At 37.4% G+C, this 17,105-nt stretch carries 14 protein-coding genes; 3 read left to right on the top strand and 11 right to left on the bottom strand.

All coding sequences use genetic code 11. The features are described 5' to 3' along the window. Nucleotides 1-47: 47 nt before the first annotated feature. Genes HO345_RS11995 through HO345_RS11975 form a run of 5 tightly spaced genes read right to left on the bottom strand, consistent with a single transcriptional unit; the run spans nt 48 to nt 4,596 of the window. Nucleotides 48-1,097, bottom strand: coding sequence for a hypothetical protein (locus tag HO345_RS11995; protein WP_253683097.1), 1,050 nt, complete (start codon nt 1,095-1,097; stop codon nt 48-50). A gap of 16 nt (nt 1,098-1,113) precedes the next feature. Then, a complete protein-coding gene (locus HO345_RS11990) occupies nt 1,114-2,322 on the bottom strand; it encodes an ABC transporter permease (protein ID WP_253683096.1) in 1,209 nt (402 codons plus the stop codon). Nucleotides 2,323-2,340: 18 nt separating this feature from the next. Next, nucleotides 2,341-3,030, bottom strand: a complete 690-nt coding sequence (locus HO345_RS11985) for an ABC transporter ATP-binding protein (RefSeq protein WP_253683095.1) — start codon at nt 3,028-3,030, stop codon at nt 2,341-2,343. Beyond that, nucleotides 3,027-3,869: a hypothetical protein gene (locus HO345_RS11980; RefSeq protein ID WP_253683094.1), complete on the bottom strand. Its 843-nt coding sequence runs from the start codon at nt 3,867-3,869 to the stop codon at nt 3,027-3,029. Before HO345_RS11980 ends, HO345_RS11985 begins: the two co-directional genes overlap by 4 nt. After that, nucleotides 3,844-4,596, bottom strand: coding sequence for a hypothetical protein (locus HO345_RS11975; RefSeq protein ID WP_253683093.1), 753 nt, complete (start codon nt 4,594-4,596; stop codon nt 3,844-3,846). Before HO345_RS11975 ends, HO345_RS11980 begins: the two co-directional genes overlap by 26 nt. Before the next feature lie 190 nt (nt 4,597-4,786). Here HO345_RS11975 and grdC point away from each other — a divergent pair, with 190 nt between their 5' ends. Next, nucleotides 4,787-6,325 (top strand): glycine/sarcosine/betaine reductase complex component C subunit beta, encoded by a 1,539-nt coding sequence (grdC, locus tag HO345_RS11970; RefSeq protein ID WP_253683092.1) that lies wholly within the window; start codon nt 4,787-4,789, stop codon nt 6,323-6,325. A 12-nt stretch (nt 6,326-6,337) separates the two neighbouring features. Beyond that, entirely contained in the window at nt 6,338-7,492 is a 1,155-nt protein-coding gene (gene grdD / locus HO345_RS11965) for a glycine/sarcosine/betaine reductase complex component C subunit alpha (protein WP_253683091.1), read from the top strand. Between the two features lie 83 nt (nt 7,493-7,575). Here the strand turns inward: grdD and trxA are convergent, their stop codons facing one another. The 5 genes from trxA to HO345_RS11940 form a co-directional block, all read right to left on the bottom strand. Next, complete coding sequence (gene trxA / locus HO345_RS11960) at nt 7,576-7,899, bottom strand: thioredoxin (protein WP_144242322.1); 324 nt, start codon at nt 7,897-7,899, stop codon at nt 7,576-7,578. A 148-nt stretch (nt 7,900-8,047) separates the two neighbouring features. Then, nucleotides 8,048-9,133, bottom strand: coding sequence for an ABC transporter ATP-binding protein (locus HO345_RS11955; RefSeq protein WP_253683090.1), 1,086 nt, complete (start codon nt 9,131-9,133; stop codon nt 8,048-8,050). Between the two features lie 42 nt (nt 9,134-9,175). Next, the gene (locus tag HO345_RS11950) at nt 9,176-10,060 is read right to left on the bottom strand and encodes a sugar ABC transporter permease (protein WP_002692172.1); all 885 of its coding nucleotides are present in this window, start codon (nt 10,058-10,060) and stop codon (nt 9,176-9,178) included. Between the two features lie 16 nt (nt 10,061-10,076). Then, nucleotides 10,077-12,110 carry an ABC transporter permease subunit gene (locus HO345_RS11945; protein ID WP_253683089.1) on the bottom strand — a complete coding sequence of 678 codons (2,034 nt, stop codon included), beginning with the start codon at nt 12,108-12,110 and terminating at the stop codon, nt 10,077-10,079. 99 nt (nt 12,111-12,209) lie between these two features. Beyond that, complete coding sequence (locus HO345_RS11940) at nt 12,210-13,520, bottom strand: sugar ABC transporter substrate-binding protein (protein ID WP_253683088.1); 1,311 nt, start codon at nt 13,518-13,520, stop codon at nt 12,210-12,212. A gap of 138 nt (nt 13,521-13,658) precedes the next feature. Between HO345_RS11940 and rny the strand changes: the two genes are divergently transcribed. After that, complete coding sequence (gene rny / locus HO345_RS11935; protein WP_253683087.1) at nt 13,659-15,188, top strand: ribonuclease Y; 1,530 nt, start codon at nt 13,659-13,661, stop codon at nt 15,186-15,188. Between the two features lie 41 nt (nt 15,189-15,229). Here rny and HO345_RS11930 read toward each other — a convergent pair whose 3' ends face one another. Next, the gene (locus HO345_RS11930) at nt 15,230-17,041 is read right to left on the bottom strand and encodes an ABC transporter ATP-binding protein (protein ID WP_253683086.1); all 1,812 of its coding nucleotides are present in this window, start codon (nt 17,039-17,041) and stop codon (nt 15,230-15,232) included. Between the last annotated feature and the right edge of the window lie 64 nt (nt 17,042-17,105).

Here is a 17,105-nt window from a genome sequence, read left to right as displayed (position 1 = left end):
GAGAATGATAGCATAAATTGTGAAAATGTGCTAGAGATTAAATGCGATTACACCCCCTGAATAATTCTGGATACTACGCCTAAGAAAAAGATCGGTTTAAAGTCTTGATTAAATCCTGCTTGGAATGTAAAAGGTACGTTATCAAATAATGTATAGCCTGCACCTAAACCGCACTCGGCGATAAGGTTTATTTTTTTTACTTCGTTGGAACCGAATCCGGCATCTGCAAAGGCTGAAATAAAAAATCCGTTTGAATTAACGCCCGTTCTGGCTGCGTACCATCTAATTTCAGTTCCCCAAATATGCATCGAAGAATATTTTTGAACATCTTTAAACGAAAAGCGCCGTGTCATAGCTTCTTGAGATTTTTCTATTTGGTAATCGGCGGCGGCATTTATATTTTTAGAATTTATCCTATCGGTATTATAAAAAGTATAGACAAACCCTACGTCAACATAATACAGTTTAAATGTTACCGGCAAATCGAATTTAAGTCTGTAATTAACAAAGCGGCTTTCCGGAATCCAATCGGTAAAAAAAGAAAAAGAAGTTGTTGCTTTAAGATAGCCTAAATCTGCAAGATAAACATCAAACCTGATTCCCTGAGATATTTCGGTAATTGTTTTCGGCAGCAACTCTTTTTGAGTGCCGTTCACTTTTATTTCATTAACAAGTCTTCTTCCCGCACGGGCAGGAAAAGAAATTTTCAGTCTGTTTATAACAAATATAAAATTATTTCTTGCATAAAAAATTTGGTCGGAAACTTTTTTATGCATTGTAAACGGAACAAAATCATAAAAAGCGTTTATATCCCATTTAAAAAAATCTTTTTGAACAAACATTCCTATGGAAGAACTTATAGCGGGTCCGCTGTCTGCTGAAAAGAAGATTCCCGTATTCGGGAAAACACTGAAATTATCTTGCCTGTAAAGCCATCCGAATTTTACCGAAAGAGGAAACCCGAAATAATGCGGACGAATATTAAATTTGGAAATGTTTAAAGAATCTTTTTCATCAGCTTTTTTAAGTTCCTCTTTACTTTGAGAAAATCCTGCCGTCATCATAAAACAAAAAATTAAACATAAAATCTTTTTCATTTTAAAAGTCCTTTGATTAACTTATATTATAATTTATAAGTTTTATACTGCTATATTTTTTAATAGTATAAATCGGATATATAACCGAAATAAGAGCCGTAAAAAATATAAAAAATTGGGTTTTGATTACCGCCTTAGCTGTAATAAAAAAATTTAATAAGTAATAAGAAGTTGAGCCCGGAGGATTCATCTTTATATCAAACATTTGCGTAATAATATTTCCTGCTTGTGATAATAAAACACCTCCGATAATGCCTGCAAAAGATAAAATACACACTTCCAAAATTAAAATCGAAATAAGCAGAGATTTTTTTAAGCCTATAGCTTCCATTGTACCGAATTCGCCGATTCTTTCCATAAAGCTTGCTGAAAGACTTTGGGTCAGTGCTGTAAATATTAAAACATACAAGATGCCGCTTATTACAATGAATTGTGCATTAAATAAATTGCTTACCTGCTGCCACGAGGGATTAAGAGTTTTCCAGTTTTTAACTTCAAAATTTAAATTATTTTCTTCAAAAACAGAATTTAATTTATTTTCGATTTTTTCGATATCCTTATTATTTTTTAAATATAATCTTATATATGATGCGGCATCTTCCATTCCAAAAAAATCAAGAATATCTTTTCGGGAAGCAATTAAAAAGCCGGCAGCATTTTGAGGCGTGCCGATATCTATAGTTCCTGAAACCTCAAAAGAACCGGCCGCAATTTTCTTTTCTCCCATTGCCGTCATTATATTTACATAATTATTATTTTTCAAATCTAAACCGAGGGAATTAAATAAAGCTTTATCGAGAACAAGGCTGTTATCTCCCTCAAAAACAGGACATCCTTCGGTTGATCCCAGAGAGTGAGGTTCATCGTACCCTGCCCCGCAAAATATTGAAGAAGAATTTTGCGTTCGTATTATCCCTTGAAAATTAAGTACCGCATCGGAGCTTACTATTTCTGGTATTTTATCAAAAAGATCTTTAAGTTTATTCATATCGTGTGCTGTAAGTATCATATCTGCCGTATTTTTGTTATTCCAAAAATCTTTAAGCGCAACTTGAAGATGGCCTGATTCTTGTATAAAACCTATGGCCATTCCTTGTTCCGAATATTCTACAAATCCTCTATACAATAAGATCGCGGCAGATGCAATTGTAATTAACAATATGGAAAGAATACTTCTTTTTTTGTGAAATTTAATATTATCCCATGCACTTTTTAATAAAAACATTTTTTCTCCAAAACTTTTTTATTCCCCGGCCGCTTCATTCAATGAACCACTGACCATTTTATAAATTTTATCCGCATAATTTTTTATAATAGGATCATGCGAAACAAAAATTCCTACTCCGTTTTTTTCTTTTAAGTATTTGCGCAAATATTTATAAACTTGATTTGAGCGGTCCGAATCAAGTGAGGAAGTTATTTCATCTGCAAGAATGTATTTAGGATTACAAGAAAGAGCTCTAACGATTGAAACTCTTTGTTTTTCTCCGCCTGAAAGTTCATTAGGTTTTTTATAAATCAAATCTTTTAAATCAAAATATTCAAACAAAGGCGTAAGCGTTTCTCGTATTTCTTTTTTAGATTTTTTTTGAATTTTTAAAGGTATGGAAGCATTATCAAAAATAGTTTGAGATTTTATTAATTCAAAAAATTGGAAAATAAGGCCGCAGTTTTCAAGCCTGAATTCAGCTCTTTCACCGTTACTCATTTTATTTATGTTCTTATCTCCCCATTCTATTTCTCCTGCGTCGGGATAATCTATTCCTGTTATAAGATTTAAAAATGTGGATTTTCCCGCTCCGGAATTGCCGTAAATCCAAATCAGACTTCCCTGTTCGGCAGTAAATGAAATATTTTTTGTAACTTCAATTTTTTTACTATTAACGCTGTAAGTTTTATATAAGTTTTTAACTTTAAGTTCAGGATTTATCATAACTTTAGAATTCCTTTTTTGTAATTTTCATAAAGCAAGGAAACAATCGGGTGATTGGGAAAAATATTTTTTGCTTTATAAAAACATTCCCAACCTTTTTTTGTATCATATATTTTCATGTAAAATATAGAATACCATATATAAGCATTAAATTTATCAACCTCATTTAATTCTTCAATGTATTCTTCCGTTGCTTTAATTTGAGAATTAAAATTAGATGTGGTTTCATCAGCTGAAGAAACATGCCAGCATGACAGTTTTACAAAAGCAGCCTTATTAGTTTTATCTTTTAAAAGAGCCATTCTGTATAAAACCGGAAGCGTTAAAATTGTATTGAAGCGTTTTGTTTCGGGAAGCGGAAGTTTTGTATAAAGGTAGTCTGCATATTTTAAATATACCTCACCTTCCAAATCGGATAATTTTAAAAATCTTTTTAAATCTTTATCTATTTTTTTTATTATCTTAGCTTGATGATTCATACCACCGTAATTATAAATGTTAGAAATAATCTCAGCATGTTTAAGATATAAAATTAAAAGTTCATTTTGTCTTTTTATATCTCTGTTTTTTTTATTCTCTAAAAGAATTTTTTCCAGAGAATCTGTGAGTGCCTTTATTCCATCTATTAAGATTTTCAAATCTTCATCGCCGATAGTATTATTTCTATAATATTCGGTAAAAATAGAATCGCACTCATCCAAACTAAAGATTTTTATCTTATCCGAATCTGATGATTTTACAGGAATTTCTTGGGCAAAACAAAATGATGAGATCCCGATAAAAAGAAAAATTCCTGCTATTAATTTATGCGTTCTATTTTGAAAAGAATATTTTTCCATTTTTATTTAACTCCTCAATAAACAGGGTAAAAGTTTCATCAGGTATTAAGATGGAAGCATCTTTTAAATCCTTTTGGGACAGCTCGAAGTTTTCAAGTGCAAAGTTGACTTGAGATCTGAAAATAAGGGCTAAGTATTTTTCATAATTATTTTTTGCATTCGATACGGCCTTTGATATTTCATTTAAAGAATTTTCATAACCGCCGCCAGCTATAGGAGGAGCAAAGAATAGCCATAAGCCGAATGAGATACTTGCCGGAGCAAATTTTTTATCTTTTTTTAAGGCAGCAAGATAAAGCATTTTTGTATCATTAGCTTCCTTCTGTATATCTTGTCCCGATAAAAAAGCTATATATCTGGATTTTATATCCGCCCAACTTAACAAAAACCATTTATCGGCTTTGGAATTCTTTTTGCCCTGCATAAAAGCGGCGGATTCTTCATTTTGTTTTTTAAGCATAAGGTATATTTTCTTTTTGTTGTTTTTATCTCGATTTAAAAGATTTATTTCTTCCAAAACCAAAAAATTTTGAAGAGTCAGTTTTTCTTCTTCGGAAATTTGCATTTTTTCAATTTTATTCCTATATTCATCGATGGCAGCCGCCATTTTTTCCGAAGGCGTGTTATACAGTTCGGCTTTGAATTTATAAAAATTATCGTAAATTTCTTGAGAGGTTAAGCTAAAATTTAACACAATAAGCAAAAAAAAGATTAATTTTCCTTTCATAATAAGCCTCCAGTTTTCTTAATAGATTATATTTTTTTAAATAAAAAGGGAAGTGCTGTTATCATATTCTTTACCATAAAGATTTACCAAAATCGCTCTTGAATAATAAATGAATTTAATATAGAATAAAAATGCCATCATTATAATTGGCAAAGCATTTTAAATTTTATATAAATTTTTTGGAGGCATTATGGCAAAAGTCGCTATAAAAGGAGCAAGCTACATCTTAGTTCATGCTCCCGATCTTCTTTTTCACAACGGTTCAACTCAAACAGGCACAAGGCTTGCAAACCCTGAGGATGAATATTTAAAGGCAATACCCTCTCACTTACGCAGCTTTGAAGAGGCAGTAAACTATCCGCCTAACCAAGTTTATATCGGAAATATGACTCCCGAAGACTTGGAAAAACTTCCCGAACCTTGGTACAAGGATGCAAAAAAGGCCGAAAGAAAGGGTAAATTCGGCGAAATTATGACTCAGGCCGAGTTCTATATTTTGATGAAACATGCCGACGTTTTTGAGCTCGTTTATTTCTCAAAAGAATTCACGGCCCAAGCTGCAAAACTCATCGAAAATCACCCGATGATGAAAACTCAAGACATTAAGCTCGGTGAAGGCCATGACATGGCAGAAATCCAAAAAATGGTAGATGCCCACACAGCAGAAGGTCTTTACGAACAGGGAAAACTCATCGGTTGTGTAAAGCAGGCTCACGATACGGACGAAAACTTAAGTGCCCACACCATGCTTGAAAACCTCGCCACAAAGGCTTCTGGTATTCTTTCCGCATGGCACATGGGAAAGCTCGAAGGCATCGATATGAAGGATGTCGAATACATCATCGAATGTTCTGAAGAAGCCGCTGGCGATATTAACCAGAGAGGCGGCGGAAACATTGCAAAGGCAGTCGGAGAAAAATCGGGCTGTGTAAATGCAACCGGCTCAGATGTTCGAGGCTTCTGTGCAGCTCCCGTTCATGCAATTATCCACGGAGCGGCCCTTGTAGCAGCCGGTATCTTTAAAAATGTAATGGTCGTTTCGGGAGGTTCTGTACCCAAGCTCGGTATGAACGGAAAAGACCATGTAAAAAAAGACCTTCCCCTCTTTGAAGATATGATCGGAGGCTTTGCCGTTATGCTCAGTGCAGACGACGGAGTCAACCCCGTTATCAACACCGAAGTTGTAGGAAAGCACGTAATTTCTTCCGGTTCCGCCCCTCAGGCTGTTATGAGCGTATTGGTTTACGATCCTCTTAATGCCGCCGGTTTAAAGATGACCGACATCGAAAAATACTCGGCAGAGCTTCAAAACCACGAAATCACCGCTCCCGCAGGTGCAGGTAACGTACCCGAAGCAAACGTAAAGATGATTGCCGCTTTAAGCGTTATGAAAGGCCAGCTTGAAAAAACTCAAATTGCCGAATTCGTAAAAAAACACGGAGTTGTCGGCTTTGCTCCCACTCAGGGACATATCCCTTCGGGCGTTCCCTTTATCGGACATGCACGCCGCGATATGATGGCAGGAAAACTCAAAAATACAATGATAATCGGAAAGGGAAGTTTATTCCTCGGCCGTCTTACAAACCTCTTCGACGGCTTAAGCTTCTTAATTGAAGCCAATGACGGAAAAGGCTCCGCATCTGCCGGTCAGGACACAGCCGGAATAAAGAAGATTGTTGCCGAAGCAATGAGAAATGTAGCTGAAAATATTCTCAAATCCCAAAACTAAGGAGATAAGAATATGGCAGATAAAAAACAAATTGCTGATTTATTTTTAGGACTTGCCGAAGGGCTTGAGGGCGGCTCCTTTGCCGGCCGATTCCCCGTCGGTTTAACCATTCCGGGAAGCGAGCACGGCGAAGCGGAACTTGTTTATGCCGCAGAGCTTGCCGCAAAAAGAAATCCCGATCTGGATGTAATCCTCATCGGAGGACCGGAAGCAAAAGGCTTAAAACATTTCCCCGCAGCAACTCTCGAAGATGCTCATAAAGAAATGGAACGCCTTTTTAAAGAAGGAACAATTAAGGCTTGTGTAACCATGCACTATAACTTCCCCTTGGGCGTAAGCACCGTAGGAAAGGTTGTAACCCCCGGAAAGGGCCGCGAGATGATTCTTGCCACCACCACGGGAACAACCGATGCAAACCGCTACAAGGCCATGCTTTTAAATGCTATCGGCGGTGTTGCTGTTGCCAAGGCTTCAGGAATAGCCGAGCCCACTGTAGGTCTTTTAAACATTGACGGTATCGCCGTTATTGAAAAGGCTCTAAATAAAATGAAGGAAAGGGGCTACAAGGTAAACTACACCGAATCGAACCGCGCAGACGGAGGTGTCCGCATGAGAGGAAACGATCTCTTGCAGGGAACTCCCGATGTAATGGTTTGCGATACCCTTACAGGAAACTTGCTGATTAAGCTCTTTTCTTCCTTTGTAACGGGCGGGAGCTATGAAGGCTCAGGATTCGGTTACGGACCCTGTATTGGTTCGGGCTATGATGATGTTGTCGGAATTATTTCGAGGGCATCGGGAGCTCCTGCCATAGCCAATGCCTTAAAATTCGTTGCCGACTGTGCAAAAAACAATGTTCACGGTATCTATGCAGAAGAACTTAAGGCCGCTAAAAAGGCGGGCTTGGATGAGCTTTTAGAAGATATGCCCGGAGCAAAGCCCGTTGCAGCCGCCGCTGTCGAAGAGGTAAAGGCTCCGCCTAAGAAAACCGTTGATGCCGGTATTCCCGGAATCGATGTTATCGAAATCGAAGATGCTTGCAAGGCTCTTTGGAAGGAAGGCATCTATGCCGAAACGGGAATGGGTTGTACCGGCCCCGTAATCATGGTAAGCGAAGAAGACTTAGCCAAGGCAAGGGATGTACTCCACAAGGCCGACTATATTTAAAAATATCCGGTTTTAGAGATACTCTTTAAACCGATATAAAGCACAAAAAAGGCGGGGGCTTTTAAAGCTTCCCGCCTTTTCTTTTAGATATGCTTTGAAACAAAGTTTACAAGGCTCTTTTTATCCATATAACCTGTGTGTCTATCCACCTCTTTTCCGTCTTTTAAAACGATGAGGGTAGGAATTGACATAAACTTAAATTTTACTGCCAATTCTCGTGCATTATCCACATTAGACTGTGCAATCACAGCCTTGTCGCCGAGTTCCGCCTCGGCAGCCTGCAGCTCAGGACTGAGCTGTACGCACCCCGGTCACCACGGTGCCCAAAAATCAATTAAAACGGGCTTGGCGGTCTTTAAGGTTTCATCAAAATTAGCATTTGTAATATCCAATACTGCCATAATCATCTCCTTATAATTTTAGATTAGAAAAAATCATTTTTCCCGATTAGTTACAATATACAAAATTCTAAAATATAGGGCAAGATGGAAATTCGATTTATTTTAAGATATAAAATATTTATGTAAATATAAATGTCTCCTGTAAAAACTCCGTTTAATTTATCCTTTCGGTAGTTTCTCCGTCAAAAAAATGCAAAGCATCTAAATCAAATGTAAAGTTATGAATTTCATCCACAGCATATTTAAAATATCCTGGTTCGCTCATAATACAGTCGGTACCGTCGTCCAACTTTGTATATAAAAGCTGTTCTTTTCCGAGTACTTCAATTACATCTATTTTTGCATGGAAGGAATTCTTTTCATTTTCTCCTGCAATAAATCGTTCGGAGCGTATACCAAGGTATACTTTTTTGCCCTCATAAGCAGCAAGAACTTTTGCGTCAGCTTCTTTCGGGAATACTTCGATAACACCCGAAGCGGTTATAAAACGCCCATGTTCAATTTTGCCTTCAAAAATATTCATTGTGGGAGAGCCGATAAATTCGGCGGTAAAAATATTGGCAGGCTTATTGTAAAATTCTTCGGGTTTGCCCACTTGCTGAATCTTTCCTTTATTTAATAACACTATTTTTGTAGCCATTGTCATTGCTTCCGTTTGGTCATGCGTTACATAAATTGAGGTAGTGCCAAGTTGTTTATGCAGCCGAACCAATTCAACTCGCATGTGTTCGCGCAGCTTTGCGTCAAGATTTGAAAGCGGTTCATCCATTAAAAAAACGCCCGGACGTCTTACCATAGCGCGTCCTAAAGCTACCCGCTGCCTTTGTCCGCCCGAAATATCCGATGGCTTTGCATAAAGATTGTCGCTTATTTGTAAAATCTTTGCTGCCTCTAAAACCCGCTCATGGATAACTTCTTTTCTTTCTTTTTTCATTTTTAATGAAAAAGCCATATTATCATACACCGTCATGTGCGGATACAAGGCATAAGACTGAAAAACCATTGCAATATCCCTATCTTTCGGAGCAACTTTATTTACAATCTTTTCTCCGAAAATAAGTTCACCCTCCGTTATCGAATTCAGCCCCGCTATCATTCTCAATAATGTAGATTTTCCGCAGCCTGAAGGACCTAAAATCACACAGAATTCTTTATCATCAATTTCCAAATTGATATGTCTAATCGTAAAATTTTCTCTTCCTTCATATTTTTTGCCAATATCCTTTAAACTAACTTTCATACTATCTCCCCTTCATGTAATGTATAATTAATTATCATGTTTCTATCCTTTTACCGAGCCGGAACTTAGCCCTGAAACCAGTTGATTTTGCAAACTGATAAACAAGATTATGATCGGTATTGCCGTTAATAAGCCGCCCGCCGCAAATGCCGGTGCGTTCATAGTTCTTGCGTCGTTTATAAGTGTAAATAAGCCTACGGTAAGCGTATAATCTTTTGAATTAGTAAGTAAAACTTTCGGTAACATGTAATCCATAAAAGGCCCGATAAACGACCAAAGAGCAATAATGGCAAGCATCGGACGCGCAATCGGCATAATGATCAGCCGATAAACCCCCATATTTGAGCATCCGTCTATTTTTGCAGCGTCATCAAGCTCCCGCGAAATTGAATCTATATAACCTTTTAGTATAAATGTGTTTCCTACAATTCCTCCTCCCGAATAAATTAAAACAAGCATTGCCTTTTTTGAAAAAAACGGAATTGCCGTAGAAATAATCGAATGGAGGGTATAAAACGCGGTAAGTCCCGCAAAAACCGGTATAATTTGGATAAGCATAATTCCCATAAGAATAGTTTTTTTGCCCGTAAATTTATACCGTGAATACGCATAACCGGTAAAGGACACGATTAAAAGTGTCAGTAAGGCGGTTGCAATAGCTACAATAAGCGTATTTTTTACCCACATAAAAAAATAGGTCTCGGTAAAAAGATATTCAAAGTGCTTAAGCGAAAAACTGAACACCGATTGAAGTGAAATGTTTTTCCCTTGATTTCCGTTAAACGCCGATACAACAATAATAGCCAGAGGCAAAATAATAAATAAAGCCCAGACGATCATAATCAGATAGGAAAGGGTAAGAAAAATTCTACCTCCGGTATTGAGAGGCTGCTTATCCGACAAATAAAGTTCATTTTGTTTTTTCATCTTTATTCTCCTTGTCTTAATCTTCTTTAAAAGCTTTTGTTCTTCTAAAATTCAAAAATGCAAATACCATAAGAACCAGCGAAATTCCTATCGTAATTGCAGCCCCTATCGCTTGATATTGATTTTCGATAGTTAATTTATAAATATAAGAAATCAATATATCCGAACTTCCTGCCAAATTTCCATATTTTGTCGGATTAAAAGGCCCGCCCAAATTAAAAAGATATATAATCGAAAAGTTATTAAAATTAAAGGTATACTGCATTATTAAAAGTGGCGCGGTTTGATAAAGCACTAAAGGCACGGTAATTTTCATAGTACGCTGAAAGCCGGTTGCACCGTCTATTTCGGCAGCTTCATATAAATCTTTTGGAATGCCCTGCAAAACGCCCGTAGAAAGTAAAAAGATATATGCGGAACCGAGCCAGCTCTGTAAAAGAATAAGTGCTGTGCGGGTAAGATGCGGATTATTTTTAATATCAATCGAAAGCCCAAACAGTTTTTCAAGCAATTCTGAAATAGGACCGCCGCGCGAAGACATTATCGAAAAAAACATAATCGTTATAAACGCAGGCACCGCCCACGGTAAAAGATAAATTGTTCTAAAAACTGATTTTCCTTTTATTCTTTCTTGATTGACAATAAGACTTAAAACAAAGCCTATAACAATCGAAAGCGTGGAGGCTCCCACCGTCCAAATAAGAGTCCATCCCAAAATAAGATAAAATGCTTTACCTGCAACGCCGTGTCCCGTTATCAGCGTTTTATAGTTTTGCAAACCTATCCATGAAAATTTATTTTGATGTACCGGATCCATATTTGTAAACGAAATAAAAACCGTCGTCAAAATCGGAACTATTACGATAAATACAATAACAATTAAAGCCGGAGCTGACACCAAATAAGGAAAGCCCTCCCGTTCAATGCTTCGTTTGCTTTCAAACCAAGTTTTCCGTCTTATGCCTTTTAAGGCATTTACTTCAACCTTCCGAACATCTTTAAAAGAAACAGTATACAGTAAGACCGAAAAAAGAATTAAAATTAGAGCTATAATGCCTTCAATCATAAAAATAATTGATTTATCTATTTTTGTTCCGCCTTCGGCAAGTCCGATAAGCCCTGAAATTCCTGAACCTTGATAATTCGTATAGCCTAAAATATAGGGGAATGCAATGAGATAAATAAAAATTGAAGATAAAAAGAAAATACCGGCTTTTACATATTGTTTATTTAATAACTGTCCGAGACCGGGTAAAAAACAGGTAAAAACGGAAATTAAAGGAAACCGTTCCAATTCGATAGGCGTTTTTCTTCTTACATCGGCAATATCCGATTCTAAAACATTCAGTTTTGTTTTTATATCCATTTTAAGCCGATATGTAATATTTTTAATTTCTTCTTGTAAACTCACTTTGGGGTCGGTAAAAGATGCAGCAAGAACATCTTCTTTATATGCAGCTCTTTTAATTTTACATTCGGTTTTATAGGCTTTTTTTGAAATGGATTTGGATGTATATTTTTCCGATAGTGTTTTCAGTTCGGTTTTTAATTTTTCTTTACGCTCTGCAACGGTCAGCTCAATTGTTTTTTGAATAATTGTTCTTTCATCTTCATCAATGTCCGCTAGTTTTTCTTTTACTGTCTGGAGTTTCTTTTGAAGCAATGCTTTATGGGCAAGGATATCCGGTATATATCGTATTTCAAGTTCTGCAATTTTTGCTTCCAAAAAAGCGTCATAAGAAAGTTCCGCAAAATCTTTATAAAATTCTTTTTTTCGCTCCGCTTTAAAAAGCCGTAGATTTAAATAATCGGTTGCAGCATCTTCTCTATGAGAAGCCGAATATTGTTTTGTTTTCCGTCTTAATGTTTTTAAAAACTCTTTCCGTTTTACCTTAAAATCTTCAAGTTTAATATTGTATTCGTGTGAAGACTTTGCAGCTTTAAGTTCTTTGCGTTTTGCAGAATCGGCTTCCGCCAATTCTAACAGATATAGGTTTTTCCTAGGGTGAATATTACCTATACCGTCCGACAAAGTTTTTGAATAAGTCATTTTCACCTCCGGTTTTAAAGCTGCCGGACAATACTATGCCGACAGCTTTTAGGATATTAGGAAACCTCTAAAATCTGACAGAAATTTTAGAGCTTACCATTACATTTTAAAGTTTGCCATCATTGCATCGAAAGAAGCCTTTAATTCTTTATATGCTTCCTCGGCATTTTTAGGATTAACACTGTTCCATGAAAGAACGGCATTTCTCCATGTATCCCAAACCTTTCCCCATTCCTTAAATAAAGGACGGGCAGGGGAAATTTTATAAGATTCTATTACTGCTCTAATAACAGCCTTTTCCGTATCTGAAAGATTTGAAGCGGCATATGTTTCGGCAGGAACATTTTCCAAAATCTTACCGGTCGCTTTAAAAAAGTCTACGGCATATTTCGGGTTTACGATTTCTTTTATCATCGCTTCGGCAAGTGCATATTTTTCTGCATCTTTTTCGATACGGGAATTAATAGCAAGTCCCCAGCCGCCTTTCCAATGTAAAATCGGTTTACCGTTTAAGGTAATATGGCTTATAGGATAAATTACAAGATTTCCTTTTGTCTGTTCTAAAATACTTCCCGTATCCCACGGTCCGCCCAAACGGATAACGCCCTTATTTCCATTACTAAATTCTTTATCAATATAACCCCAACCGGCATCTGCATCAAAAAGCGGAGTTTTGTTTTCATAATTGAGCTTCCAATAATTGTATATAGTTTCAATTGCAGCTCTTTTTTCTGCCGGTAAGTCTTTAAATTCCATAACCATATCGGAAAAAAGTTCCGTTCCGTTTTTCTTTCCTAAGAATTCGATTGCAGCCGAATTTGCAGGAGCAACTCCGTACCATGCATCAAAAAGAGGCAATAAAACGGTTGCAGGATCTTTTTGATTTGCAAGTTCGAAGGGTTTGGTATAATCGGCACCTTGTGCTTTTGCATTTGCTGTATTTACAAAGGTAATGAGTGTTTCTATATTAAGGGGGAAAGCAAGATATTCGTTACCGATTTTTAAGTTTCCGCCAAGTCCTAAATCAAAATTCGACCAGCCGCCCAATTCGGAAGAAATTTTTTTGGAATCGATGGAAGCTAAAGCTTCATTCTCCGCAAGTCCGTAAAGTCTATCGGCAGGAATTGCAAATAAATCTGCTACATCCTTATTTGAAGCATCTGTGGCATCAAGCCTATCCAAATGATCGAAAGCTCCTACTTCAATAAGTTTAATTTCCGTATTCGGATGAGTTTCTTCAACCCTTTTTACTGCTTCTTTATAATACGGCATCCAGCCTTGTTCTGCTTGTACGGTTAATACTACTTTTTGCTTTTCGGTTTTACCTCCGCAAGAGACGGTGAACGATAAAGCAAAAACCAAACCGATAAAAAATAAACCGGCTACAAATACATTTTTTTTATGTTTCATAAAACTCTCCTTATTAATAAAAAGTATATCATAAAATTTACGCTTAAACAAGAATAAATTTCAAAATTTTTATTGACTTTTTTTTCAATTGCCTGTATTATGAGACTGGACAGTAGTACACTTTTTAGGAGCATACCGATGAATTGGATTTTGTATGTCATCCTTCCTGCTGTCTGTATAATTCTTGGATGGACGATTCGCTGGCTTTATGCCAGATTTCAACTATCTGCTTCTGAACAACGTGCAGAACGGATTTTACAGGAGGCAATAAAAGATGCTGAAGCTCAAAAGAAGGAATTCCTTCTTGAAGCAAAAGAGCAGCTGATTCGGGAACAAAAACAGCAGGAACGGGAAAATAGGGAACGCAGGAGTGATCTCCAGCGTTTTGAACGCAGATTGACACAAAAAGAGGAACTCCTCGATAAACGTGTCGAAACTGTAGAAAAACAAGAAAAAGAGCTTGTCAAGAGAGAAGCCGCACTTGATGAGCGAGCTGAAATTTTAAGCGGTGAAGAAGAAAGATATAGGGAAGAACTGGAAAGAATTTCCGGTTTGACCCAGCAGCAGGCAAAGGATTTGATTATCCGTAACTTGGAAACTGAAGCAAAGCATGATGCGGTTACTATTATAAATAAGATAGAACAAGAAGCTCAGCTGACAGCAGAAAAAAAAGCGCAGGATATTCTGATTACGACGATTCAACGTCTTGCAACGGAAACGGCGAGCGACATCACTGTCTCAACGGTCAGCTTGCCCAGCGATGAGATGAAAGGAAGGATTATTGGCCGAGAGGGCCGCAATATCCGAGCCTTGGAAACTCTTACCGGTGTAGACATAATAATCGACGATACCCCTGAGGCTGTTGTAGTATCTTGTTTCGACCCTGTACGCAAAGAAATTGCGAGGGTTGCCTTGGAGAGATTGATTCTCGACGGCCGAATTCACCCGGCACGTATTGAAGAGATTGTGCAAAAGGTAACCAGAGAAATTTCGCAAAAGGTTTATGAAGAAGGAGAAAGGGTTCTATTCGACCTCGGCATCCATAACATGAACCAAGAAGGCGTAAGGGCCTTGGGAAGGCTTTATTTTAGAACAAGCTATGGACAAAATGTGCTTCAGCATTCTAAAGAAGTAGCCATAATCGCAGGAATGATTGCAAGCGAAATCGGTGCAAATGTCGAAATTGCAAAACGCGGTGCCTTACTGCATGATGTCGGAAAGGGAGCAGAAACCGATTCCGATAAAAACCATGCCGAAATAGGAATGGAGCTTGCAAAGAGGATCAATGAAGATCCGAGGGTTGTTAATGCTGTAGGAGCTCACCACAATGATATAGAGCCTACCTGTGTTGAATCGGTAATCGTACAGATTGCAGATGCAATTTCGGCTGCAAGACCTGGAGCAAGACGCGAAACTATGGATAATTATGTTAAGCGGCTTGAAAACCTTGAACAGCTGGCTGAAGGCTTTAACGGAGTTGAAAAAGCTTACGCAATCCAAGCCGGAAGGGAATTGCGGGTTGTTATCAACAACGAGAAGATTTCCGATGCCGATACCAAGATTTTAGCCCGGGACATTGCAAAAAAAATCGAAAACGATTTGCAGTACCCCGGAAGAATCCGCGTAACCCTTATACGCGAAACACGTATCGTAGAATACGCCCGCTAAAAAAAATCACTCAAAAAAAGCCCTCGATTTCGAGGGCTTTTTTATTTATAACGGGCACTTTGTTTTTTAAACATTTCGGCATAGCGGCCGTTTTTGTTTATAAGCTCGGTGTGTGTGCCGATTTCGGCGATTGAGCCGTCTTCAACTACGATTATTCTATCAACACTGCGGCAAAGGGCTAGCCTGTGTGTAACGACTATCGTCGTTTTTCCTTTCATAAGTTCAATCATAGCTTCAAGGACATCATGCTCGGAATCGGGATCAAGAGCCGAGGTAGGTTCGTCCAAAAGAATTATTTCCCTATCCGCCCAAGCACAACGCATTAGGGCAAGTCTCTGCCATTGGCCTCCCGATAAATCAAGCCCTCCTTTAAACTGCCTTGTAAGCAGGGTCTTAGGCTCCAACATTGAATTTGCTATCGGAAAACACTTACAAAGCTCTTCAAATTTAAAAGCATCTATCTTAAATTCTTTTTTTTCAGTTTTAAAAGAATCCGGCTCATCATTAAACTGCTCGGCAATCTCGGAAATTGCTGCATTTTCTTCAAATGTCATAGGAAAACGGGCAAAGTCTTGGTAAACGGCCGCAAAAGACTTTCTTAGATCATTAACCGCAATCTCTTTTGAATTTTTACCATTAAAAAAATAGACTCCTTCAAAATCAGGATACATTCCGCTTATGATTTTAATCAAAGTAGATTTACCGGAACCGTTTGCTCCGACAAGAGCTATTTTTTCTCCTTTTTTAATTTCAAGGTTTATATCTTTAAGAGCCTTTTCTTCACATTTAGGATAAGAAAATGAAAGAGATTTTAAAACTATAGCATTTTGTGCTGTCTGAGGAGGATTTATTTTCTCATCATAGGGCTCGCTCTTTTCGATTATAGTTTCATCGTAGTTTATAACATCAAAATAAGGCTTTAACCTGTTAAAATCGCTTTTAAGATCGACACCGAATAAAAGCACGGTAAAGGCATTTTGCCGCAGCTGAATAACCGCCGTAATCGCAAAAACGAAGCCTCCGGTTGTTAAAACGCTTCGGCTCACAAGCATATATAAGTATGCAATCACAGTACAATCCACAAGCCCCTCAAAAATATGGGCTAAAAGGGTCATTCCCATGCTTTTATTTCTAAGCCGGGAAGTTTCCCTTAAAAGATTATATCTATTTTTCTTCCATCTTTTTAGAATAAATGAAGCTGCATTCCACAGGCGTATTTCTTTTGCAAAGGCAGAATCCAAAAGAATGTGCTCATGAACGGCGGCCTCCTTGTAGGACTCTCCGTTTTGAATTTCCAAGGCCCATAGCCTTTCTTCAAGATTCCATTTTATAATTAAACTCGGTAAAAAACCCGTTATCAGAGCAAGGGGCACCCACCAAGCCGTCGTAATTCCAATCCATAAAAAAGGCAAAGAACCCAGCACTCCCGAAAAAAGCATAGCAAGAGAATTAAAAAAACTGTTAAATTTGGGAATTAGTTGATCAGCCAGTCTTAACTTATTTAAAAAATCCGGATTTTCAAAGATGTCTATGTACGCATATTTTGAAACCTTTTCTAAAAGCCTTTCTTTCATTTCTAAAAAGATTTTCCCTTCCATATAGGTAGAATATGTCCAGCGGATAGCTTCAAAACTGTCGTTTGTAACTAAAAATGCCCCTATAAAAATTATGTATAGAATAACATTTTGAACTTGGGAAAGGTTTGAAAGAGCGTCGATTGTTTTTGAAAGAGCCCAAAAGCTCACAAAGGGAGCCAAGGCTGACACAAGAGCTAAAAAGAACAAGACCGGAAGCTGTCTAAAAGGCAATATCGAAAAAAAATTATTTTTAAAATTTAAAGTCTTGGAAGTCATTTAAATTTACCTAAATTAGGTACATTATAAATAAAGAAATTTTATTGTCAATGGTTGGAAACTA

The organism is Treponema denticola, assembly GCF_024181645.1.
GTDB lineage: Bacteria > Spirochaetota > Spirochaetia > Treponematales > Treponemataceae > Treponema_B > Treponema_B denticola_A.
This window is presented reverse-complemented; position numbering and strand designations above follow the sequence as displayed.